The sequence below is a fragment of the Paraburkholderia sp. EG287B genome, assembly GCF_040965595.1.
GTDB lineage: Bacteria > Pseudomonadota > Gammaproteobacteria > Burkholderiales > Burkholderiaceae > Paraburkholderia.
Map to the genome: position 1 here is coordinate 151837 of NZ_JBFRCG010000014.1, position 22932 is coordinate 174768.

Annotated in this window: 21 protein-coding genes; 13 read left to right on the forward strand and 8 right to left on the reverse strand. The window is 66.6% G+C overall.

Features of this window, described 5'->3' with window-relative positions; translation table 11 throughout:
* Window positions 1–103: 103 nt before the first annotated feature.
* Window positions 104–985, reverse strand: a complete 882-nt coding sequence (locus tag AB4Y40_RS26080) for a pirin family protein (RefSeq protein ID WP_368690261.1) — start codon at window positions 983–985, stop codon at window positions 104–106.
* Between the two features lie 212 nt (window positions 986–1197).
* On the opposite strand from AB4Y40_RS26080, the gene AB4Y40_RS26085 reads away from it, so the two are divergent.
* Complete coding sequence (locus AB4Y40_RS26085; RefSeq protein ID WP_368690262.1) at window positions 1198–2106, forward strand: EamA family transporter; 909 nt, start codon at window positions 1198–1200, stop codon at window positions 2104–2106.
* 84 nt (window positions 2107–2190) lie between these two features.
* Here AB4Y40_RS26085 and AB4Y40_RS26090 read toward each other — a convergent pair whose 3' ends face one another.
* Complete coding sequence (locus AB4Y40_RS26090) at window positions 2191–3738, reverse strand: N-acetylmuramoyl-L-alanine amidase (protein ID WP_368690263.1); 1548 nt, start codon at window positions 3736–3738, stop codon at window positions 2191–2193.
* Entirely contained in the window at window positions 3720–4310 is a 591-nt protein-coding gene (gene tsaE / locus AB4Y40_RS26095; RefSeq protein ID WP_368690264.1) for a tRNA (adenosine(37)-N6)-threonylcarbamoyltransferase complex ATPase subunit type 1 TsaE, read from the reverse strand. The genes AB4Y40_RS26090 and tsaE overlap by 19 nt, the downstream gene beginning before the upstream one ends.
* Window positions 4311–4327: 17 nt before the next feature.
* On the opposite strand from tsaE, the gene queG reads away from it, so the two are divergent.
* From queG to AB4Y40_RS26135, 8 genes are all read left to right on the forward strand, one after another.
* Window positions 4328–5725: a tRNA epoxyqueuosine(34) reductase QueG gene (gene queG, locus AB4Y40_RS26100; RefSeq protein WP_368690265.1), complete on the forward strand. Its 1398-nt coding sequence runs from the start codon at window positions 4328–4330 to the stop codon at window positions 5723–5725.
* A 116-nt stretch (window positions 5726–5841) separates the two neighbouring features.
* Window positions 5842–6327 carry a methylated-DNA--[protein]-cysteine S-methyltransferase gene (locus tag AB4Y40_RS26105; RefSeq protein ID WP_368690372.1) on the forward strand — a complete coding sequence of 162 codons (486 nt, stop codon included), beginning with the start codon at window positions 5842–5844 and terminating at the stop codon, window positions 6325–6327.
* A gap of 10 nt (window positions 6328–6337) precedes the next feature.
* A complete protein-coding gene (gene xerD / locus AB4Y40_RS26110) occupies window positions 6338–7312 on the forward strand; it encodes a site-specific tyrosine recombinase XerD (protein WP_368690266.1) in 975 nt (324 codons plus the stop codon).
* Window positions 7313–7366: 54 nt separating this feature from the next.
* The gene (gene ybaK, locus AB4Y40_RS26115) at window positions 7367–7858 is read left to right on the forward strand and encodes a Cys-tRNA(Pro) deacylase (protein ID WP_368690267.1); all 492 of its coding nucleotides are present in this window, start codon (window positions 7367–7369) and stop codon (window positions 7856–7858) included.
* A 212-nt stretch (window positions 7859–8070) separates the two neighbouring features.
* The gene (plsY, locus tag AB4Y40_RS26120; protein ID WP_368690373.1) at window positions 8071–8691 is read left to right on the forward strand and encodes a glycerol-3-phosphate 1-O-acyltransferase PlsY; all 621 of its coding nucleotides are present in this window, start codon (window positions 8071–8073) and stop codon (window positions 8689–8691) included.
* 203 nt (window positions 8692–8894) lie between these two features.
* Window positions 8895–10694, forward strand: coding sequence for a methyl-accepting chemotaxis protein (locus tag AB4Y40_RS26125; protein WP_368690268.1), 1800 nt, complete (start codon window positions 8895–8897; stop codon window positions 10692–10694).
* Between the two features lie 86 nt (window positions 10695–10780).
* Window positions 10781–11104: an ArsR/SmtB family transcription factor gene (locus tag AB4Y40_RS26130; RefSeq protein WP_368616805.1), complete on the forward strand. Its 324-nt coding sequence runs from the start codon at window positions 10781–10783 to the stop codon at window positions 11102–11104.
* Window positions 11097–11585: an SRPBCC family protein gene (locus tag AB4Y40_RS26135; protein ID WP_368690269.1), complete on the forward strand. Its 489-nt coding sequence runs from the start codon at window positions 11097–11099 to the stop codon at window positions 11583–11585. Before AB4Y40_RS26130 ends, AB4Y40_RS26135 begins: the two co-directional genes overlap by 8 nt.
* An 84-nt stretch (window positions 11586–11669) precedes the next feature.
* On the opposite strand, the gene AB4Y40_RS26140 is transcribed toward AB4Y40_RS26135, so the two are convergent.
* Entirely contained in the window at window positions 11670–12155 is a 486-nt protein-coding gene (locus AB4Y40_RS26140; protein ID WP_028209548.1) for a YajQ family cyclic di-GMP-binding protein, read from the reverse strand.
* A gap of 278 nt (window positions 12156–12433) precedes the next feature.
* Here AB4Y40_RS26140 and murB point away from each other — a divergent pair, with 278 nt between their 5' ends.
* Complete coding sequence (gene murB, locus AB4Y40_RS26145; protein ID WP_368690270.1) at window positions 12434–13480, forward strand: UDP-N-acetylmuramate dehydrogenase; 1047 nt, start codon at window positions 12434–12436, stop codon at window positions 13478–13480.
* A gap of 42 nt (window positions 13481–13522) precedes the next feature.
* On the opposite strand, the gene AB4Y40_RS26150 is transcribed toward murB, so the two are convergent.
* Window positions 13523–14350, reverse strand: a complete 828-nt coding sequence (locus tag AB4Y40_RS26150) for an EAL domain-containing protein (protein WP_342919268.1) — start codon at window positions 14348–14350, stop codon at window positions 13523–13525.
* 244 nt (window positions 14351–14594) lie between these two features.
* On the opposite strand from AB4Y40_RS26150, the gene hmgA reads away from it, so the two are divergent.
* Together hmgA and fahA are read left to right on the forward strand one after the other, a co-directional pair.
* Window positions 14595–15944, forward strand: a complete 1350-nt coding sequence (gene hmgA, locus AB4Y40_RS26155; protein WP_368690271.1) for a homogentisate 1,2-dioxygenase — start codon at window positions 14595–14597, stop codon at window positions 15942–15944.
* Window positions 15941–17254, forward strand: coding sequence for a fumarylacetoacetase (fahA, locus tag AB4Y40_RS26160; protein WP_368690272.1), 1314 nt, complete (start codon window positions 15941–15943; stop codon window positions 17252–17254). Before hmgA ends, fahA begins: the two co-directional genes overlap by 4 nt.
* Before the next feature lie 574 nt (window positions 17255–17828).
* On the opposite strand, the gene AB4Y40_RS26165 is transcribed toward fahA, so the two are convergent.
* Both AB4Y40_RS26165 and AB4Y40_RS26170 read right to left on the reverse strand, forming a co-directional pair.
* Complete coding sequence (locus tag AB4Y40_RS26165; protein WP_368690273.1) at window positions 17829–18986, reverse strand: MFS transporter; 1158 nt, start codon at window positions 18984–18986, stop codon at window positions 17829–17831.
* 111 nt (window positions 18987–19097) lie between these two features.
* Window positions 19098–20282, reverse strand: coding sequence for an MFS transporter (locus AB4Y40_RS26170; protein WP_368690274.1), 1185 nt, complete (start codon window positions 20280–20282; stop codon window positions 19098–19100).
* A gap of 32 nt (window positions 20283–20314) precedes the next feature.
* On the opposite strand from AB4Y40_RS26170, the gene AB4Y40_RS26175 reads away from it, so the two are divergent.
* Window positions 20315–20902 carry a hypothetical protein gene (locus tag AB4Y40_RS26175; protein WP_368690275.1) on the forward strand — a complete coding sequence of 196 codons (588 nt, stop codon included), beginning with the start codon at window positions 20315–20317 and terminating at the stop codon, window positions 20900–20902.
* A 65-nt stretch (window positions 20903–20967) separates the two neighbouring features.
* Here the strand turns inward: AB4Y40_RS26175 and AB4Y40_RS26180 are convergent, their stop codons facing one another.
* Entirely contained in the window at window positions 20968–22785 is a 1818-nt protein-coding gene (locus AB4Y40_RS26180) for a winged helix-turn-helix domain-containing protein (RefSeq protein WP_368690276.1), read from the reverse strand.
* Window positions 22786–22932: the final 147 nt, after the last annotated feature.

Here is a 22932-nt window from a genome sequence, read left to right on the forward strand (position 1 = left end):
TCCTCGTTGAGATAACCGTTATGTCGCTAGTTGGGGACGAAACGCCCAGGTTTCAATCATCCCGCGGAAAGCGGCGAGCCGGTAGTGAGCCTTTAGCGAGCCTTTAGCGCGGCTTCTTTTCCGGCAGCGGAATCCATTCCGTTTCGCCGGGAACATGCCCCATTTCCTGGCGCGTCCAGGCCTCCTTCGCGGCCTCGATCTTCTCGCGCGAGCTGGCCACGAAGTTCCATTCGATGAAGCGCTCGCCTTCGAGTTTTTCCCCGCCGAGCAGCATCACGCGTGCCCCGTTCGTGCTCGAGAGCGTGGCGGTTTCGCCCGGCACCAGCACGGCCATGGTGTGCTGTTCGAGCGGTGTGCCGTCGATCGCGAGGTCGCCTTCCACGAGATAGACGCCGCGCTCTTCGTGCTCCGTGTCGAGCGCGAACGCGCTGCCCGGCGCAAAATCTGCGGCGACGTAGAGCGTGGCGGAAAAGGTCTCGACCGGCGAGGTGGCGCCGAACGCCGTGCCCGCGATCACGCGCATGGTGACGCCGTTGCGCTCGATTTCGGGCAGCGTGGCGGCGGCGTGATGGAAGAACGACGGCTCCGCATCCTCGTGATCGAGCGGCAGCGCCACCCAGGTCTGGATGCCGTGCATGGTGAGGCCGGTGGCGCGGTCCTCGTCGGGCGTGCGCTCGGAGTGGACGATGCCGCGCCCGGCCGTCATCCAGTTCACGTCGCCGGGCACGATCTTCTGGCTGGAACCGATGCTGTCGCGATGCATCAGCGCGCCGTCGAAGAGATAGGTGACCGTCGCGAGCCCGATATGCGGGTGCGGACGCACGTCCACGCCCGAGCCCGGGGCGAGCGTGGCGGGGCCCATGTGGTCGAAGAAGATGAACGGGCCGACGAGGCGGGCGGCGAGCGCGGGCAGCACGCGCCGCACATAGAGATTGCCGATGTCGCGTTGATGAGGCTTGAGAACCGCTTTGATCGATGAGGACATGATGCTTCCTGGATGAGTCGTACGGCGCGGGTTATCGTCGAAACCGGCGCGCGGGCACGCCGTGCGCGAGGCTGGCGCTCATTCTAACGCCGGCTTTCCCGGCGTGCGGCCAAGGCAACGGCCCGGCGTGGGCGGCACGGCGAGCCGCGGCGCGAGGCGGTAAGATCGCCGCTTCGAAGAACAGGTATGACGCAAAAAAGGGGAGAAAGGGGATGTCGCCGAAGGACTTGTTGCTCGCGCTGGTGGTGGTGCTCGCGTGGGGCGTGAATTTCGTCGTGATCAAGGTGGGGCTGCATGGCGTGCCGCCGCTCCTGCTCGGCGCGCTGCGCTTCATGCTGGCGGCGTTTCCCGCGGTGCTGTTCGTGAAGCGCCCGCAATTGCCGCTGCGCTGGCTGCTGGCCTACGGCGCGACCATCTCGCTCGGCCAGTTCGCGTTCCTCTTCACGGCCATGTACGTGGGCATGCCCGCGGGCCTCGCTTCGGTCGTGCTGCAGGCGCAGGCGTTCTTCACGCTCGGCTTTGCGGCGGTGTTTCTGCGTGAGCGCTTTCACGCGCAGAACGTCATCGGCCTGCTGATCGCCGCGGGCGGTCTCGCGCTGATCGGCGTGCAGTCGATCAGCGGTGCTGCGGGTAACAATCCGCAAGGCATGACCATCGCCGGTTTCGTGCTCACGCTGTGTGCGGCCTGCATGTGGGCGCTCGGCAATATCGTCACGAAGAAGGTAGGCAAGGTGGATCTCGTCGGCCTCGTGGTGTGGGCGAGCCTCGTGCCGCCGTTGCCGTTTCTCGCGCTCTCGTACTGGATGGAAGGTCCGCAGCACATGATGGCCGCGCTCTCGGGCATCGGCATGACTTCCGTGGGCGCGATCGTCTATCTCGCGTTCGTGGCGACGCTCATCGGCTATAGCCTCTGGAGCCGTCTGCTCTCGAAGTATCCCGCCAGCCAGGTGGCGCCGTTCTCGCTGCTGGTGCCGATCGTCGGGCTCGCCTCGGCGTCGCTGCTGCTCGGCGAACAGTTGAGCGCGACCGAGATCGGCGGCGCCGTGCTCGTGATGGGCGGCCTCGCCGTCAACGTGTTCGGGGGCTGGGTCAAACAGCGCCGCGGGGCCGTGCGCTCGTAATTATCCTGCTCCGAATGCAAAACGCCGCGCGAGCCCGAAGGCTTGCGCGGCGGTCCTGAAGGCGCTGGATGCCTTACGTGGCGCTCAGGTCATGCGGCTCTTCGCAAGCGGCGGATTGGCCGCGAAATAGCGCTTGATGCCCTTGAGAATCGCGTTGGCCATCTTCTCGCGATAGGCGTCGTCGTTGAGCCGGGTCTCTTCCTCGGGATTGCTGATGAAGGCCGTCTCCACGAGGATCGACGGAATGTCGGGTGCCTTGAGCACCGCAAAGCCCGCCTGCTCGACCGAGCCCTTGTGCAGCTTGTTGATCTCGCCGACCTCGTTGAGCACGAAGCCGCCATAACGCAGCGAGTCGCGGATCTGCGCCGTGGTCGACATGTCGAAGAGCGCGCGGTTCACGGCGGCGTCGGCCGTCTGCACGCTGATGCCGCCGATCTGGTCCGACGAGTTCTCCTTGTTCGCCATCCAGCGCGCCGCGGCGCTGGTCGCGCCGTGCTCGGAAAGCGCGAACACCGACGAGCCGCGCGCCTCGGGCGTGGTGAACGCATCGGCGTGAATCGAGACGAACAGGTCTGCGCCCACGCGGCGCGCCTTCTGCACGCGCACGTTCAGCGGCACGAAGAAGTCGGCGTCGCGCGTCATCATCGCGCGCATGTTGGGCTGGGCGTCGATCTTCGCGCGCAGCTTCTTCGCGATGTCGAGCGCGACGTGCTTCTCGTAGGTGCCCGCGCTGCCGATCGCGCCCGGGTCCTCGCCGCCGTGGCCGGGATCGATCGCGACCGTCAGCAGGCGCGTGGTGCCGCCGCTGGTGGACTTCGGCGTGGTGAAGCCATAGTTGTCGTCGGCGCTGGCGCTGTCGTCATCGTTGTTGCGCTGGGCGACGACGGGCGGCTTCGGCGCGGCAGGCTTCGGCGCACGCGGCGCAACCACGGGGGGCGCCGGACGCGGCGTGCCCGGCGCGGCGCCCGCGTCGTTCTGCGCGTAGCGCTCGAAGAACGCGTCGCTGTTGTCGTGCGCGGGCGGCGTGTTCGGACCCGCGAGCGTGGGCGGCGTAGAAGGCGGCGAACTGTCCTTCATCGCTTCGTGCGCGTCGAGCTGCTGCTGCTTGTGCTCGGTTTGCGCGAGCAGGTCCATGAGCGGGTCGGGCGCAACCGCCGGATAGAGGTCGAACACGAGCCGGTACTTGTACGAGCCGATCGGGGCGAGCGTGAACACCTGGGGCTTCACACCGCCCTTGAGGTCGAACACCATGCGCACCACGTGCGGCTGGTACTGGCCCACGCGCACGGCCTGGATCTGCGGGTCGTTCGGCGTGATCTTGGAGACGAGGTTCTTCAGCGCGTCGTCGAGATCGAGTCCGGTGAGATCGACGACGAGACGATCGGGGCCCTGCAGCAATTGCTGGGTGTTCTGCAGCGGCTGGTCCGATTCGATGGTGACGCGGGTGTAGTCGCGCGCGGGCCACACCCGCACGCCGACGACCGAAGTGGCCCACGCGAGGCGCGGCACGGCAAGACCGAGCACGAGCGTGGAGGCGCCCGCCTTCAGAATCTGCCGGCGACGCCAGTTGTGCGTGGCGGTGGCGGCCGATTCGATCGAGCGGAACGGTTTGATTAACATCTTTCTAGACATGCCTTTCCTGATGCGCTGTATGCGTATGCGGTGAGCACGCGGCCTTCGCCGCTTGCATCCGGCTCCAGCGAGAACACGAGATCGGGTATGCCAAGCAGGCCGCCCGCGCGTTGCGGCCATTCGACGAGGCATACCGCATCTTGCGCGAAATATTCGCGAAAGCCCGAGTCGGCCCATTCGGCCGGATCGCTGAAACGGTACAGATCGAAGTGATAAAGCTGGAGTTCCCCACAGGGCGTTGTAACCGCGTACGGTTCGACGAGCGTGTAGGTAGGGCTGCGCACGCGGCCCGTATGGCCGAGCGCGCGCAACGTGGCGCGCACGAGCGAGGTCTTGCCCGCGCCGAGGTCGCCGTGCAGCTGCACGTGCAGGCCGTGAAAAGGCAGTGCATCGTGATGCTGCGCGCTCTTTTGTGCAACATTTTCGCGCAGCGAATCGAGCGCGTGCGCAAAGCGTGCGCCGAAGGCGTCGGTGGCGTCGGCGTCTGCGAGATCGAAACGGCGCTCGAGGAGAACGGCGGCGGATGGATCAAGCGAAAGCGGCGCGTGGTCGTGACCGGGCGTGTCGGGCATTCTCGTAAAATGACGTAATGAACCCCACGCATTCCCCTTCCAACCCCGCGCAGGATGCGCGCGCGTCTTCGGAGGCGCTCGACCCAACGTCCGCACATGCGGGTGCTCGAGCGCAGGCTCGAGCTAACGCGCCGCGCGATTCGTCTGCGCCGTCCGTCGAGCAGGCCACGCGGCTCGATGAGGCGGCGCTCGCCGCGCTCGCGGCGCGCATCCGGACGTGGGGGCGCGAGCTGGGGTTCGGTGCGATCGGTATCAGTGACACCGACCTTTCCCATGCCGAGGCGGGCCTCGCCGCGTGGCTCGAAGCGGGCTGCCACGGCGAGATGGATTATATGGCCAAACATGGGATGAAACGCGCGCGGCCCGCCGAGCTTGTGGCCGGCACGCGACGCGTGATTACCGCACGCATGGCCTATTTGCCCATTGATACGCTCGCGCCGAATGCAGCGGGAAAGACGCACGAAAGTGCTTCGCAAGGCAGCCCAGATCGCGGTGAGCGCGCTGGCACCGACGTTGGCACGGACGTTGCCCACGAGAGCGTTCACGCCGACTGGCGTCTGCGCGAGCACGCGCGTCTCGCCGACCCGCATGCCGCCGTCGTGTCGATTTACGCGCGCGGCCGCGACTATCACAAGGTCTTGCGCGCGCGGCTGCAGCAGCTTGCCGAGCGTATCGAGGCCGAGATCGGCCGGTTCGGCTTTCGCGTGTTCACCGACTCCGCGCCGGTGCTCGAAGTCGAGCTTGCGCAGAAGGCAGGCGTGGGCTGGCGCGGCAAGCACACGCTGCTCCTGCAGCGCGACGCGGGCTCGCTCTTCTTCCTCGGCGAGATCTACGTGGACGTGCCGCTGCCCACTGACGCCGACGAGCCGGCCAGCGCCGCGCCCGAAACGCCGGGCGCACATTGCGGCAGCTGCACGCGCTGCATCGACGCGTGTCCGACGGGGGCGATCACCGGCCCGTATCGCGTGGATGCGCGCCGCTGCATCTCCTATCTCACGATCGAACTCAAGGGCAGTATTCCCCTGGAACTGCGCGAGCTGATCGGCAATCGTGTGTATGGCTGCGACGACTGCCAGCTCGTCTGCCCCTGGAACAAGTTCGCGAAGGCCGCGCCCGTCGCGGATTTCGACGTGCGTCATGGGCTCGATCGCGCGAGTCTCGTCGACCTGTTCGGCTGGAGCGCGGCGCAGTTCGACGAGCGCATGCAGGGCAGCGCAATACGGCGCATCGGCTACGAGAGCTGGTCGCGCAATATCGCGGTGGCGATGGGCAATGCGCTGCGCGCCACGCGTGAAGGTGCGGATGAGGCTCGCAACGCCGCGCGCGCCGCGATCGTGCAGGCGTTGCGCGAGCGCGAGCACGACGAGTCGGCGGTCGTGCGCGAGCACGTGCTGTGGGCGCTCGAAGCGGCTTGATGCGGATGAACACGGTAGAGGCTGGCATGGACCTGAAACTGAACGACGGCGCACTGGAAATCGCGCGCACAACGCGGCACCATGGCGTGCAACGTTCGCGCACCAGGGAGTCGACGATGTTCAACGCAGTGATCGAGGCGCCGTTCGGCAAGGTCGGCATCCGCACCGTCGGGCCCGCGCTGCGCGAGATCGTCTATCTGCCGGGACAGGCGGCGAGCGTCGAGCCGGATTGCGAACTCGCCGCGCGCGCGGCTGAGCAGATCGGTCAGTATTTCGAGGACGCCGACGCCGGCTTCGACCTGCCGCTCGCACCGCTCGGCACCGAATTCCAGCGGCGCGTGTGGGACGGCATCTGCGCAATCGAAGCGGGAGAAGTCCTCACCTACGGCGAACTCGCGAAGCGAATCGGCGGCGTGAGCCCGCGCGCCGTGGGCCAGGCGTGCGGCGACAATCCCTTTCCGCTCGTGATTCCGTGTCATCGCGTGGTGTCGGCGAGCGGCCTCGGCGGCTTCGCGCATCACGGCGGCGAAGGCTTCTTTCGCGACGTGAAGCGCTGGCTGCTCGCCCACGAATGCACGTCGAACCGATTTCAACTGCGCTGACACGATGACGATGACGACGAATCCGCCGCCGCTTGCCGCAAGCGAAGCCGCCGACGAGGCGCAGCAGGCGCTCGACCCCGCCGCGGCCGAAGCGCTGGCGTCGAGCCTGACCGCCATCGACACGTTCTGCGACGCCATGTGGCTCGAGCACGGCCTCTCGCGCAACACGCTCGACGCCTACCGGCGCGATTTGCGCCTCTTTGCGCAATGGCTCGCGTGCGAGCGCTCCAATGCACTCGACACGACCCACGAAGACGATTTGCTCGCCTACAGCGCGCGCCGCAAGGACGATAAATCCACCTCGGCGAACCGGCGCCTTTCGGTGTTTCGCCGCTATTACGGCTGGGCGCTGCGCGAGCAGCGCGTGCATTCGGACCCGACCGTGCGCATCCGCTCGGCGAAGCAGGCGCCGCGTTTTCCGTCCACCTTGAGCGAGGCGCAGGTCGAGGCGCTGCTGGGCGCGCCCGATGTCGAGACGCCGCTCGGCCTGCGCGATCGCACGATGCTGGAACTGATGTACGCGAGCGGCCTGCGCGTGACCGAACTCGTCACGCTCAAGACCGTCGAGGTGGGCCTGAACGAAGGCGTCGTGCGCGTGCTCGGCAAGGGCTCGAAGGAGCGGCTCATTCCGTTCGGCGAGGAGGCGCACGCGTGGATCGAGCGCTATCTGCGCGAGTCGCGCCCGGCGCTGCTCGGCGCACGCACGACCGACGCGCTGTTCGTGACCGCGCGCGCCGAAGGCATGACGCGCCAGCAGTTCTGGCACATCATCAAGCGCCACGCGGCGGCGGCCGGTGTGCATGCGCCGCTCTCGCCGCACACGATGCGCCACGCGTTCGCCACGCACCTGCTCAATCACGGCGCGGACCTGCGGGTCGTGCAGCTCCTGCTCGGCCACAGCGACATCTCCACCACGCAGATCTATACGCACGTCGCGCGCGAGCGGCTGCGACTGTTGCACGAGAAGCATCATCCGCGCGGCTGAGCCTGCCAACGCGTCTGACGCAGTCGTTGCGGACCGTGCGATTACAATGCGCCGATGAGCAAAACGAAACACGTGTCCGAAACGCCCGCCACGCAGATGCTGCGCCGCGCGGGCGTCGCCTTCGGCGAGCATCCCTACGAGTACGTCGAGCATGGCGGCACGGAAGAGTCCGCGCGCCAGCTCGGTGTGGACGAGCATCGCGTCGTCAAGACGCTCGTGATGGAGGACGAGCACTCGAAGCCGCTCATCGTCCTCATGCATGGCGACCGCAAGGTGTCGACGAAAAATCTCGCGCGGCAGATCGGCGCGAAGCGCATCGAGCCGTGCAAGCCCGAGGTCGCGAACCGTCATTCGGGCTACCTGGTGGGCGGCACGTCGCCCTTCGGCACGAAGAAAGCCATGCCCGTCTACGTCGAGTCGACCATACTCGAACTCGACGAGATCTGGCTCAACGGCGGCCGGCGCGGCTATCTCGTGAGCCTCGCCCCCGCGGTGCTCACGACGCTCCTGAACGCGAAGCCGGTGCAGTGCGCGAGCGTCGAGTAACGGTCAAACAAGGCGCGACCCCCGGCTGAGCGAAGCGTCCCGCCCGTTCCCGTTGCTTCCCTGATTTACCCTGGTTCGTGCGTGCTTGTGCCGACTGCGCGGGCAGGGCGCGCCCGCGCTTCGGTAGAATGAGCGCCGTCGCGCGTTGCCGGGCGGCGATCGCCATCGCCAGCGCCCGGCGCGCATCGTTCCACTTCCTCCGGGTTTCGTGCATGTACAACCTGTTCGTCGCCGTTCTCGCCTATCTGATCGGCTCGGTTTCGTTCGCCGTGATCGTGAGCGCCTTCATGGGCCTCGACGATCCGCGCTCCTACGGCTCCGGCAATCCCGGCGCGACCAATGTGCTGCGCAGCGGCAACAAGAAGGCCGCGATCCTCACGCTGATCGGCGACGCGTTCAAGGGCTGGCTCGCAGTCTGGCTCGTCGCGCATTTCGGCCCGCTTTACGGTCTGGGCGACGCCGCGGTCGCGCTCGCCGCGATCGCCGTGTTCCTCGGTCACCTGTATCCGGTGTTCTTCCGCTTCAAGGGCGGCAAGGGCGTCGCGACCGCGGCCGGCGTCCTCCTTGCCGTGAATCCGATTCTCGGTGTCGCCACGCTCGCCACCTGGCTCATCGTCGCGTTCTTCACACGCTACTCGTCGCTCGCGGCGCTGGCGGCCGCCGTGTTTGCGCCGCTCTACTACGTGTTCATGTTCGGCCCGCGCGTCGTCGCGCTCGCCATCCTCGCCATGAGCGTGCTGCTGTTCTGGCGCCATCGCGCGAACATCTCCAAGCTCATCGCGGGCAAGGAAAGCCGCATCGGCGAGAAGAAGGCGGCCGGCGCGGGCAAGTAGGCCGCAAAAAGGGCTTCGCCACTGCATTCGAATAGTCTGACAATTTCGCTTATCGTCTGTCATCTTCCGGTAAGTAAGCGATTCATGGCACATCTTCTATGGGTGCGCCCTCAAGAACGCCGTGTGGCGTGCCGTAATCCCTGATAGTTCCAGACCAGGTTTGACGGCTTCGCTCCTTCATTTTCCACACGGCATTCCCCGCAATGTTTTCCACCATCCGCGCGCGCATCGTCGCGCTATGCGTCGTCATCGTCGTGAGCGCGCTTGCCGCGAATACGGCGCTCAATTATTTCGTCGCCAACTCGCACAACAAGGATTCGATCGACAGCACGCTCACGGCGCTCGAAGAGAGCCACGCCCAAGGCATTGGCGACTGGGTCGCGGCGCATGTACGGATGATCGACTCGCTCCAGGACGCCGTGCTCGGGCCGGATCCCGTGCCGGCGCTCAAGCAGATCGCGGCAGCGGGCGGCTTCACGAACGTCTACGTGGGTTATGCCGACCGCACGGCGAAGTTCTCCGACGCCACCGGCATCCCGCCCGACTACGACCCGACCGGGCGCCCTTGGTACAAGCAGGCCGTCGCGGCGGGCAAGGCGGTCGTCACGCCGCCCTATGTGGACGTGGGCACGGGCAAGCTCGTGGTGGCGTTCGCGGAGCCGGTGATTCGCGACGGCGCCGTGAAGGGCGTGATCTCCGGCGACGTGGCGATGGACAGCGTGATCGCCAACGTCCGCTCGATTCACCCCACGCCGGCGAGCTTCGGCATGCTCGTCGACGCGAGCGGGGCGATCGTCGCGCACCCCGACGCGCAACTCACGCTCAAACCCGTCGCGGAACTCGCGCCCGAGCTGGCCGGCGATCGCCTCAACGCGCTGTTCGCGGCGAGCGAGCCGTTGAAGGTGGACGTGAAGGGCGACGTCAAGCTCATGCGTGCGCAAACGATTCCGGGCACCGACTGGCGCGTGGTGGTCGCTTTCGACCGCGCCGATGCGACGGCGGCGATGCGTTCGCTGCTCACGGCGTCGCTCATTGCGCTCGTGGTGATCGCGGTGGCGGCCGCGGCGATCGTGGCTGCCGCGACTGCCGTGTCGTTCCAGCGCCTCTCGCGCGTGCGCGACGCGATGGACGCGATCAGCGCCGGCGAGGGCGATCTGACGAAGCGCCTGCCCGCCGTGGGCAACGATGAGGTCGCGCAGATCGCGCGCTCGTTCAACGCGTTCATGGACAAGCTGCGCGACGTGATGCGCCACATCCGCGACGCGAGCGAATCGGTGCGTACCGCGAGCGACGAGATCGCAGCGGGCAACGTCGATCTTTCGGGCCGCACCGAATCGGCGGCGGCGAGCCTCGAAGAGACGGCGGCCTCGATGGAGGAGATCACGGCGACGGTCGCGCAGTCGGCGAACGCGGCGCAGCAGGCCGACGTGACGGCGGCGACGGCTTCGCAGGCGGCCTCGCGCGGCGGTTCGGTGATCGGCGACGTCGTGCACACGATGGGCGACATCGAGAAGGCGTCCGTGAAGATCGCGGACATCATCGGCGTGATCGACGGCATCGCGTTCCAGACCAACATTCTGGCGTTGAACGCGGCCGTGGAAGCGGCGCGCGCGGGGGAGCAGGGCCGCGGCTTCGCGGTGGTGGCGGGCGAGGTGCGCAGCCTCGCCCAGCGCAGCGCGCAGGCCGCGCGCGAAATCAAGGCGCTGATCGAGTCGACCGTATCCAGCGTGACGTCGGGCTCGCAGCTCGTGCGCCGCGCGGGCTCGACGATGGATGAGATCGTGTCGAATGTCGCGAACGTGACGACCATCATCTCCGAAGTCACTAATGCCGCCGGTGAGCAGACGCGCGGCATCCAGGAGGTGAACCGGGCGGTCAGCCAGCTCGACGAGATGGTTCAGCAGAACGCGGCGCTCGTCGAGCAGTCGACGGCTGCCGCGGCGGCGCTGCGCGGCCAGGCGGCCAATCTCGCGGATGCGGTCGGCCAGTTCAGGCTCGATTGAGGCGCAGTAACGCTGAAGTGAGAGGGCGGCGCTGCGGTGCCGTTTTTTCACCTTGACATGCAACCGTATGGTTGCATAATCAATGCATGAACGACGACGCCGTATTCCGCGCGCTGGCGGACGCGAGCCGCCGTCAACTGCTCGACCGCCTCCATGCGAAAAACGGTCAGACGCTGACCGATTTATGCGAGGGGCTGGCCATCTCGCGCCAGGCGGTCACGAAGCATCTCACGGTGCTGGAAGAGGCGAATCTCGTCGCGACGCAGCGGCATGGGCGCGAGAAGCGCCATTTCATCAATCCGGTGCCCATCGGCGAGATTGCCGCGCGCTGGATCGGCAAGTTCGAGCACGAGCGCGTGGGCGCGCTCGTCGACCTCAAGCGATCACTCGAAGGAGACAGCCATGAGTAGCGACAAGCACACGCAAGGCAGCGCCCCCGGCAATTCGACGTTCGTCTACGTCACGTTCATCCGCACCGCGCCGGAAGCGTTGTGGACGGCGCTCACGAGCCGCGAGTTCACCGAGCGCTACTGGTTCGGCATGCATCACGAATGCGACTGGCAAACGGGCTCGTCCTGGTCGCTGCGCTTCGCCGACGGCCGCATCGCCGACTCGGGCGCGGTGGTCGAAGCCGATCCCCCGCGCCGGCTCGTGCTGCGCTGGCGCAACATGTTCCTGGCCGAACTTCATGCGGAGGGCGATTCGCTCTGCACGATCGACATCGAACCCGTGGAGCACGCGGTCAAGCTCACGATTACGCACCACATGGCGCGGCCGGGATCGATCTTCATCGAGAAGGTGTCGGGCGGCTGGCCGCGCATCCTCTCGAATCTCAAGACACTGCTGGAAACCGGCGAGGTGCTCATGCCGCTCGTGGTGACGGCGGACTGAGCGCGAGAAAGCGAGCGCGCGCGGGGACGTGTGAAACGAAACGGGGCGGCCTGAGCCGCCCCGCAATACGCTGGACTTGCCGCGTTAATCGCGGAAGTTGTTGAAGTCGAGCGGCGTGTCGGTCACGTCCTTGCGCAGCATGGCGATCACGCTTTGCAGGTCGTCGCGCTTGGCGCCCGTCACTCGCACGGCGTCGCCCTGGATGCTCGCCTGGACCTTGATCTTGCTGTCCTTCACGAGCCTCACGATCTTCTTCGCGAGGTCGCCCGACACACCCTTCTTCACGGTGATGACCTGCTTGACCTTGTCGCCGCCGATCTTCTCGATCTTGCCGTAGTCGAGGAAGCGCACGTCCACATTGCGCTTGGCCATTTTCGACACGAGCACGTCCTTCACCTGGCCGAGCTTGAAGTCGTCGTCGGCGAACGCGGTCAGCTCGCGCTCTTTCTGCTCGACGCGCGAATCCGAGCCCTTGAAGTCGAAGCGTGTGGAGATCTCCTTGTTGGATTGCTCCACTGCGTTCTTTACTTCGATCATGTTGGCTTCGCTGACGACGTCAAACGATGGCATTGCTTTCTCCCAAAAGTACGAGGTGCGCAAACGGCGGTGCAAAAGCTATGCAAGCCAGGTGCCCGCGGGTCGCAGCCGTATTTCGCAGTCCACTGACGCATTTTCAGGCAGCGGTTCGCGCACTCGCTATAATCACGGACCGACGCCATTCTACCGGCGCCGTTGCGTTTGCCCAAGGCGGCTTGCCGCCGCCCGGAGGCGAGTCCACGGTGCGCAGGTGCCCGCCGGCGGCCTTTCCGGCGATTTTTCGTCTGCTGTCCATGTTCCGTTCTTCCTCGATGTCCGTCACCCAAACGCCCGTCACTACGTGGTTCGCTGCCGGCTTTGCGCTGCGCGCGCACAACACGTTCGGCTTCGACGTGCGCGCGCGCTACGCGTGCCGGGTCGAAAGCGAGGCCGATCTCGTCGCCGCGGTGCGCGATCCGCGCGCCCAGGGCTTGCGCACGCTCGTGCTGGGTGGCGGCAGCAACGTCGTGCTCACGCGCGACTTCGACGGCCTCGTGCTGCTGATGGCGCTGACCGGCAAGCGCGTTGCGTATGAAGACGGCCACGCCTGGTACGTGGAAGCGGCTGCGGGCGAGAACTGGCACGATTTTGTGTCGTGGACGCTCGCAGCGGGCATGCCGGGTCTCGAGAATCTGGCGCTGATTCCGGGCACAGTGGGCGCGGCGCCCATTCAGAACATCGGCGCCTACGGGCTCGAGATGGCCGAGCGCTGCGTGGCGGTGCGGGCTATCGAGATCGCGACCGGCAAAGCCGTGGAGTTCGATGCAGCCGCCTGCCGCTTCGGCTATCGCGACAGCTTCTTCAAGCGCGAAGGGCGCGATCGCTTCGTCATTACCTCGGTCACGTTCCGTCTGCCGAAGGTCTGGCAAGCCAACGCGGGCTATGCCGACCTCGCGCGCGAGCTGGCGCAACACAACGCCGGCGACGCGCCGCATGCGCGCGCCGTGTTCGACGCCGTGGTCGCGGTGCGGCGCGCGAAGCTGCCCGACCCGCTCGAACTCGGCAATGCGGGCAGCTTCTTCAAGAATCCCGTGATCGACGCGCAGCAGTTCGATACGCTCGTCGTGCGCGAGCCGCAGATCGTGTCGTACCACCAGGGTGACGGGCGCGTGAAGCTCGCGGCGGGCTGGATGATCGACCGGTGCGGCTGGAAGGGCCGTGCGCTGCGCGCGGCGGCAGTGCATGAGCGTCAGGCGCTCGTGCTCGTCAATCGCGGCGGGGCGACCGGCGCGGACATTCTCGAACTCGCCCAGGCGATCCAGCGTGACGTCCAAGCGCGCTTCGGCGTGGAGCTGGAGCAGGAACCCGTCAGCCTCTAAGGCCGCTCAGGCGCCGCCCGGCGCCTCGCTTGCATCACATCGTCAAATCACCTTGTCCTGGGCCGCGAACACCGGCCCCTGCACGAACCGCACGTCGTACTGCTGCAACTGCTCGAACTGGGCCGCATCGGTCACGCGGTTGAAAATCAGCGGAATGCGCAGCCGCGCCGCATAGCTCACGAGCGGCTTCACCATCGAATCGCGCAGCGCGGACGCCGCATCCATCTTCACGAAGTCGGGCCGAGGTACGTCCGACACCGAAAGAATCTGCCCGGCATTGGGCAGATTGCCCGCCACCTTGAACCCGTACCGCTGATAGCTCTTCGTGAGATAGCCGAGGAATGTGCGGTGCGCGACCGCCGCCGCCGGCAGCTCGATCACGATGCGTCCGGGATTGAGCCCGAACGACACCAGCACGTTCGAGAAATGCCGTCCATGGTCGTACTTCACGCTCTTCAGGAGCCGCTCGTGCACGCGCAGGAAGAGTAGCCCGTGCTGCTGGCCACCCAGAAAATTGATGGCGTGCAGCGCGCGCACCATGCGATCGACCGCGACGAGGTCGGGATCGTCGAGCGTGTCGCTGAACGCGTCGCAGGGCGCGAGCTGGCCGTCCTGCTCGCGCAGCGTGACCGCCTGGTAGCCGAGTTCGTCGCCAAAACGCGAGGCCATTGCGAGATCGGCGGTGAGCGACTGCGCCCCGCTGTGCACGCTGATGTCGTAAATCGGCTCGTAGGCGCTCAAAAGCTCCACGCCGCGCCGCCGCGCCACGGCCTCTTTGGCGTGCGCGCCAGTGCCCATCGCCAGGTGCTCGCCGAGAAACGGATGGTCGGCGGCGCGGGCAACGAGCTCGGGAATGGTGGGAGCGATCATGGTGATGTAGCGGGAAGCGGATGAAAAGTGCGAGCCCCACACGGGGTCGCATGACCCGATGGTAGCAGCCCGCAGCCGCGCCGGATGGACTGTTTGGTCATAACGTTATCGACCATTCGCGCCAGTTCTGGAGGCGACCGGCCGCTCGCCAGGGTATACGCCTAATTTCACTAATCGTAATTGGTTTTACCATCCGTAAATCGCGTGACGTCATGTCATGACCCGAGAACGTGGAGAGACAGCAATGAACGCACCTTTGCGGCACCCAACCGAAGTCCAGCACGGCTACATGAGCGGCTTTGCCAACGAGTTCGCGACCGAGGCGCTGGCGGGCGCGCTGCCCGCGGGCCAGAACTCGCCGCAGCGCTGCGCCTATGGGCTGTACGCCGAGCAGCTCTCGGGCACCGCATTCACCGCGCCGCGCTCGCACAACCGCCGCACGTGGTTCTACCGGATCCGCCCGGGCGCCGTGCATCAGCCGTTTGCGCCGGTCGCCTCGCGTCTCGATGTGAACGGCGCGCCGCGCCTCGTCGCCGATTTCGGCGATGTGCCGCCCACGCCGCCCAACCAGCTGCGCTGGGACGCGCTGCCCATGCCTGCGGAGCCGACCGATTTCATCGACGGCTGGGTGACGATGTCGGGCAACGGCTCGGCGGCCTCGATGAGCGGCTGCGCGATCCACCTGTACGCGGCGAACCGGCCGATGATGGATCGCTTTTTCTACAACACCGACGGCGAACTGCTGATCGTCCCGCAGCAAGGGCGTCTCGCGATCCGTACGGAGATGGGCCGGCTCGACGTCGAGCCGTTCGAGATCGTCGTGATCCCGCGCGGGGTGCGCTTCACGGTGGATCTGCCCGATGGCGAAGCCCGCGGCTATATCTGCGAGAACTTCGGCGCGCTCCTGCGTCTGCCGGATCTCGGCGTGATCGGCTCGAACGGCCTTGCGAATCCGCGCGACTTCCTCACGCCCGTCGCTGCGTATGAAGACCGCGAAGGCGAGTTCGAACTCGTCACGAAGCTGAACGGCCAGCTCTGGCGCGCCGATATCGGCCACTCGCCGCTCGACGTGGTGGCGTGGCACGGCAACTACGCACCCTACAAGTACGATCTGCGCCGCTTCAACACCATCGGCTCGATCAGCTACGACCACCCCGATCCGTCGATCTTCCTCGTGCTGCATGCGCCCACGGACACGCCGGGCGTCGACTCGATCGACTTCGTGATCTTCCCGCCGCGCTGGCTCGCGGCCGAGAACACGTTCCGTCCGCCCTGGTATCACCGCAACGTGGCGAGCGAGTTCATGGGCCTCGTGCACGGCGTGTACGACGCCAAGGCCGAAGGCTTCGTGCCGGGCGGCGCGAGCCTGCACAACTGCATGTCGGGCCACGGGCCCGACGCCGAGACCTTCGAGAAGGCATCGAACTCCGACACGACGAAACCGCACAAGGTCGGCGACACGATGGCCTTCATGTTCGAGACCCGCACGCTGATCCGCCCGACGCGCTACGCGCTCGAAACGAGCCAGCTGCAGGCGCATTACTACGAGTGCTGGCAAGGCCTCGCGAAACACTTCAATCCGGAGCAGCAATGAACAGCACCATGACGGACGAACTCAAGGCGACGCTCGACGCGAGGCGCAAGAGCTGGGTCGAGAGCGCGAACGACGCCCAGTGCGATTTCCCGATCCAGAACCTGCCGTTCGGCGTGTTCAGCGACGCCAAGAACGCAACGGCGCGCGTGGGCGTGGCGATCGGCGACCTCGTGGCCGACCTGGCGGCGCTGCACGAAGCCGGGCTGCTGCGTCTGCCTGCGAATGCGCAGCAAGACGTCTTCGCGCGTGCCGCGCTGAACGACTTCATCGCGCTTGGCCGCGAGACGTGGCGCAGCGTGCGTGTGCAGCTCTCGTCGCTGCTCGCGCGCGACACGGCCACGCTGCGCGACGACGCGGCGTTGCGCCAGCGCGCCTTCGTGAAGCTCGCCGATGCGAAGCTGCATTTGCCCGTGCAGATTCCGGGCTACACGGACTTCTACTCGTCGAAGGAACACGCGACGAACGTCGGCTCGATGTTTCGCGATCCGAAGAATGCGCTGCTGCCGAACTGGTCCGAGATGCCGATCGGCTATAACGGCCGCGCGTCATCGGTGGTGGTGAGCGGCACGCCGGTGCGCCGCCCGAACGGCCAGTTGAAGCTGCCCGATCAGGAGCGTCCGGTGTTCGGCGCGTGCCGTAAGCTCGATATCGAGCTGGAAACGGGCTTCATCGTCGGGCGCGGCAACGCGCTCGGCGAGCCGATTGCGTGCGAGGACGCCGAGGACCACATCTTCGGCATGGTGCTGCTCAACGACTGGAGCGCGCGCGACATCCAGCAATGGGAGTACGTGCCGCTCGGGCCGTTCAACGCGAAGACCTTCGCTTCCACGATCTCGCCGTGGATCGTCACGCTCGACGCGCTGGAACCGTTCCGCGTCGCGCAGCCGGTGCAGGAGCCGCAGCCGCTCGAATACCTGCGGCACGAGGGCGACCACGCGTTCGACATTGCGCTCGAAGTGCGGATGCAGCCCGAAGGCGCGGCCGAGGCGACGACCATCGCACGCGCGAATTTCCGCCACATGTACTGGTCGATGGCGCAGCAGCTCGCACATCACACCGTGGCCGGGTGCAACACGCGTGTGGGCGACCTGATGGGTTCGGGCACCATCTCGGGCCCGACGCCGGACTCGTTCGGCAGCCTGCTCGAACTCACATGGAACGCGAAGAATCCGCTCGAACTGAAGAGCGGCGGCACGCGCGGCTTCATCGAAGACGGCGACGAACTCACGCTCGCGGGCTGGTGCCAGGGCGATGGTTATCGTGTGGGGTTTGGTGCCTGCGTCGGCAAGATTTTGCCTGCGCTGAAGTGATTTTTTTGGGGCTGCGTGCGGCGTTGGCCTTTCCTTGTTTTCGCGTCGGTATGCCTGGGTTGCCCCTGTGCGGGGCGGCACCTACTTTCTTTGCGGCGGCAAAGAAAGTAGGCAAAGAAAGCCGCTCAAACCGCTAGCGCCTGCCACAGTTCACATCTCGACGTACACGGTGAATGGCTCCGGAGCGTCTGTCACCTTGCACCACCCAGGTTAGTGACAAGGCCGTCATTCATCCCGCTGCTCGCTACGCGCGCTGCGGTTGGGTCTGCATGGGAAACCAAAAGGCATTTCAGGCTTCGCGATAGTGCACGCGCCTCAACGGTGTTGGGTTATGCCCTTCGGCGCGCGTAGCGCCGCCGGAAGTATGAGCGCCTTGTCACTCACTTGGGTGGTGCGGGGCGACAGACGCTCCGGAGCCATTCACCGTGTACGTCGAGATGTGAACTGTGGCAGGCATTAGCGGTTTGAGCGGCTTTCTTTTGCCTACTTTTCTTTCCGCTGCAAAGAAAAGTAGGTGCCGCCCCGCACAGGGGCAACGCTGGCATACCGACACGATAACAAGTAACCCACCCGCCTATGCACGCACCCCCGCCAGCCCGCGCAAGCGCTCCCACCGCAGCGCACCGAGAAACACCAGCGCCCCCGCAAACAGCACCCACAGCATCGCATCGCGGCCCGCATGCTCCATCAGCGCCCCGGTGACGATCGGGCCGCCGAAGCTCGCCGCGCTCCACGCCGCGCTCACGAGCGCGCTCGCGGAAACCAGCGCGACGCCCTCGAAACGCTCGCCGCAGGCCACGATGGCGAGCGTATAAATGGAGCCCGCCGCCGCGCCCAGCACGAAGAGGAGCGGCCAGCGCAGCCACGGCGTAGCGACGACGAAGGGCAACAGCGGCAGCAGCAGCGCGACGATCACGCCCATGAGCGCATGCACGCGCTCGCGGCCGAGCCGGTCGGCGAGCCAGCCGATGGGGAATTGCATGGTCGTGTCGCCGAGCAGCACGACCGAGGCGAACAGCACGGCCACCTCGGTGTCGATGCCGTGACCCATCGCGAAGAGCGGCAACAGCGAGAGCGCGAGCGTATCGAACAGCGCGAAAAACCCGGTGGCGACGATGAGCGCGGGCATCTTCGGCATCACGTGGCGCCAGCTTCCGTGCGGCTCGTGCATGTCGGTTTGCTGCGGATTCGAGCGGATCGCCGCGAGCATCGGCAGGGCGATGAGAAAGATCGCGCCGCAGATCGCGAAGCGCCACGCCGTATAGCCCGCGATCTGGCTCACGAGTACCGGGCCCGACATCTGGAACAGCGTGAACGTGGTCGCGTAGATGCCCACCACGCGGCCGCGGTTCGAGTCGTCGGCGAGTTCGTTGACCCAGGCTTCGCCGATGGTGAAGAGCAGCATGAGCGCCGCGCCGCAGAGCATGCGCAGGAGCGCCCAGAGCCACAGGTTGGCGCTTGCCTGCATCAGCGCAGTCGCGACGGCCACGGTCAGCACCGAGCCGACGATCACCTCGCGCGAGCCGAAGCGTGTCGAGATCCATGCCGTGAACGGCACGACGGCGAGGCCCCCCAGCGCCTGGGCGGCGGTGAGCAGGCCGACGATGGCGGTGCCGTAGCCGGCATCGGTGAGGGCGAGGGCGGTGAGCGGAAGCGTCGCGCCGGAGCCGAGACCGACCACGGCCACGCTCAGGATCAGCGCGAGAAAGTCGCGGGTGAGGACGGTTTTCATCGGGCGAGATGCTACTACGTGCGCGTGAAAATCGTGGCGCAGGCGTGCCTCAGTTGAGCGCGCGCGCCTCAGTGCAACACGTACCCGATGATGCCCGCAGCGAGAAAAGCATCAAACGCAGGAAGTCGGCCCGGAAACCGCTACGCGACGGCGCGCGCGCCGGTCGATTTGCGCCGAAACCAGCGTGAGCGCGAGCGCCGCGAACGCGGTGACCACGCCCACCCACGGCAGCGCCGTGAGCGGCGCGCCCGCGCTGATCGCCACGCCCCCGATCCACGCGCCGCCCGCATTGCCGAGATTGAACGCGCCCTGGTTGAGCGTGGAGGCGAGGTTCGGCGCGTCGCTCGCGCGGTTGACGATCAGTATCTGCAGCGGCGGCACGATCGCGAACGCGAGAATGCCCCACACGAAGATCGTCGCCATCGCCGCGATCGGGTCGTGCATCGTCAGCGAGAACGCGGCGAGCACCACGGCAATCATGGCGAGGAACGTGAGCAGCGAGCGCATGAGCTTCCAGTCGGCGAGCTTGCCGCCCAGCGTGCTGCCTACCGTGAGCCCGAGGCCGAACAGCAGCAGCACGAACGTGACTTCATGCGGCGAGAAACCGGTCACGTCTTCGAGAATCGGCGTGATGTAGGTGAACACCGCAAAGAGGCTGGCCGAGGCCAGCACGCTCATGCCGAGCACCATCAGCACCTGCGGGTTCTTCAGCACGCCGAACTCATGCACGAGGCTCGCCTTCTGCATTTCGATCTTCGCGGGCAGGCACACCTGCAGCGCCGCCGCCGCGAGGATGCCGATGGCCGTCACGGCCCAGAACGTCGTGCGCCAGCCGGCGATCTGGCCGAGCGCCGTGCCGAGCGGCACGCCCAGCACGTTGGCGAGCGTCAGGCCCGTGAACATCAGCGCGATGGCCTGGGCACGGCGGTTCGGCGCGACGAGGCCGGCCGCGACCACCGAACCGATGCCGAAGAACGCGCCGTGGCAGAACGCGGTGACGATGCGCGCGGCCATCAGGATCGAGTAGTTCGGGGCGAGCGCACACAACAGGTTGCCGACGATGAAGATGCCGATCAGGCGCATGAGCGCCTGCTTGCGCGGCACATTGGCAATGGCGATGGCGACGATGGGCGCGCCGATCGTCACGCCGAGCGCGTAGGCCGAGACGAGCATGCCCGCCGCCGGGATCGAGACGCTCAGGTCGCGCGCGACGTCGGGCAGCAGGCCCATGATGACGAATTCGGTGGTACCGATACCAAAAGCGGCGACGGCAAGGGCGAGAAGAGGCAGGGGCATGGCGTGGGGTCGGCGCAGGACGGCGACGGGCCTTGAGCGCGAAGCCGTTTTATTTAAGTCAACGCGGAATTGTACTGAAACCTGACGCAACGCATACGGCACGCTTTTCAAAGCTGTTGGGAAAACAACAGCTTTTCTCGCTGGACCCCGTTCACCATACCTACATTTTTCTTGACGATTTCTACAGGTTACGTGCATGGCGCAACGCGCTCGCGGGCCGCACGATACCCACACGATTCAACGAGCGAAACAGTCCGCCCGCCGGCCCGCCCGCCGGCAGGCGCCGCCCTCGCATCGTCCGTCTCGCGCATGACGGAACCGAACATGCGCAACCCTCCTGGAGCGATGACATGAACACGCTGAACACAGTACGCATCGCGGTGGCCGCAGCGGCCGCCTTATTCGCAGGTAGCGCGCTGGCGCAAGCGCAGAGCGACGACCAGACACAACAGGCCAGCACGCCGCCGGCTGCGCAGGACGTCGGCGGCGCGCCGATGTCGACGAGCGCTTCGGGTGCGCCGATGGCGCTCACGCACGCGCAGGTCTACCAGGACCTGGTGCGCTCCGAGCAATCGGGCCAGCAGAAGGCGCTGAGCGAAGGGCTCTATCACGGGAACTGAGTCAACAGGGAGACCCAGGTATCAGGACGGCGACCCGACGCGCTCTCGCGATCTGCGCCCGGCGCTCAGCGTGTCGGGCCGCCGCCAATATGTTTTTCGATGAGCCGCATGCGCCCCGTCGGACGCCAGGGCGCGAACCATGGATTCGTGCGCAACTCGCATAGCCGCGAACTGCGCTCGGCCAGCGCCGTTTCGAGCCAGCGGAACATTTCGTCGGGTTGCGCGAGGCGCGCATAGGCCTCGGCGATGAGCAGCGGCGAGGTGTACCGGGCCCGCCGTCGCGCGAGCAGGTCTTCCAGATACCAGCGCAACACCGCGTCATAGCCGCCCGTTTCCCAGCGAGCGCGAATGGTGCTCGCGCGCGCCTGCTGGCTGCAGTGTTCGAGCGCCTCCACGGTGGCGTCCACGGCCTGCGCGTAGAGCTTTTTCACTTCGAACGCGGTAGCGAGCAACTGATAGACGAGCGGCGGATGGTCCATGTGCCCCGGCGCGAGATATTCGCTCACGACTTCCGCATGTCTGCCCGACATCACCATGCCGAACGCGCGCGACCCCTGGAACGCCAGCGGATCGATGCGTTCGGCGCGCTCCATCGCGGCGTCGCCTTCCGCGCGGCGGCCCGCCGCCACCAGCATGCGCGCATAGAGCCGATGCGCCTCCGGGTAACTCGGATTGCGCCGCAGCGCAGCCTTGAAGCCGGCCTCGGCCTGGTCCCAGTCCCAGTCGTAGAAGTAACGCACGGCCGCGAGCGCGTGATGCGCCTCGGGCAGGTCCGGGTCGAGTTCGAGCGCGCTTTCGGCAAGCGAGCGCGCGACCGGCCAGCCATCGTCGGGCGCGACGAAGCCATGCACCACCGTCGATCCGTAGTAGTTCGAAAGGCCCGTATAGCCGAGCGCATAGCTCGGGTCGTGTTCGAGCGCGGACTCGAAGTAAGTGCGGCTGCGCACGAAGTCTTCGCCGTCGATGCCGTGATACGCGCAAAAGCCCGCTTCGAAATGCACGCGGCGATACCAGAAGAAACGCCCGCGCACATACGCGTCGTGCGCGGCGGGATCGACGGGCAGGCGCCGCTCGAGGCGCGTGCGCTGTTGCTCGGAAAGCGTGGACGCCAGGTTCTCGGCGAGCGCCGCGACCGCTTCCTTGAGGATGTCGAGCGCGCCTTGCGTGGCGCTTTCGTGCGCGCGGCTCCAGATCTGCGCTTCGTCGGCGCAGCGGATCAGACGCGTGAGGATGCGGGTTTGCTGCCCCGCGCGCGTGAGCGAGCCTTCGAGCACGTAGTCGAGCTTCAACTCGCGCGCGATCTCGCCGATGCTTTTTTGCGTCGCGCGGTAACGCGCCGCCGTGGTGCGTGCGATCGTGAGCAGGCGCTCCGGGTTGAGCGCGCCGAGCGTGACCGAGATCTCGTCGGCGAGCGCGCTGCACAGGCTGTCCTGGCTCGCGTCGCCGGTGTGGTTGGTGAACGGCAGCACCAGCATGCGCACGGCGGGCGGAGCGTGCTCGCTCTCGCGCGGCGCGTGCGGGTCGCGCGCGGCAGCCGGCGCATCGTGAGCGTCGGCAAGTGCGGGCAGGACGCCGTCGAACCGGTAGCCCTTGCCCTTCACGGTGATGAGGTGACGCGGTTTGGCGGGGTCGTCGGCGAGCGCGATGCGGATCTTGCGGATCGCCGTGTTCAGGCCGTTGTCGGTGTCGCGAAAGGGGCTGCCGGCCCACAGCCGGTCGACGATGTCCGCGCGCGAGATCAGCTCGCCGCGGCGCGAGGCCAGCAGGATCAGCAGATCCATGGGCAACCGCTCCAGCTTGACTTCCGTACCTTCTCGGCGCAACTGGTACCGCTCGACGTCGAGTTCGAAGTCCGCGAAGCGGATGATTCGATCCGTCGGCATGAGAGCTCTCCCGTGATGCGGCATCAGGGAAGGGGACGCCGGGGCGGTTCGTCTGAAGATTGCCGTTAGACGACGCAGCAGGACTCAGCGTCATGACACATGGCGGCAGGGGCGGGGGCAGCGGCGCGGATCAATTTCAATGTAGTG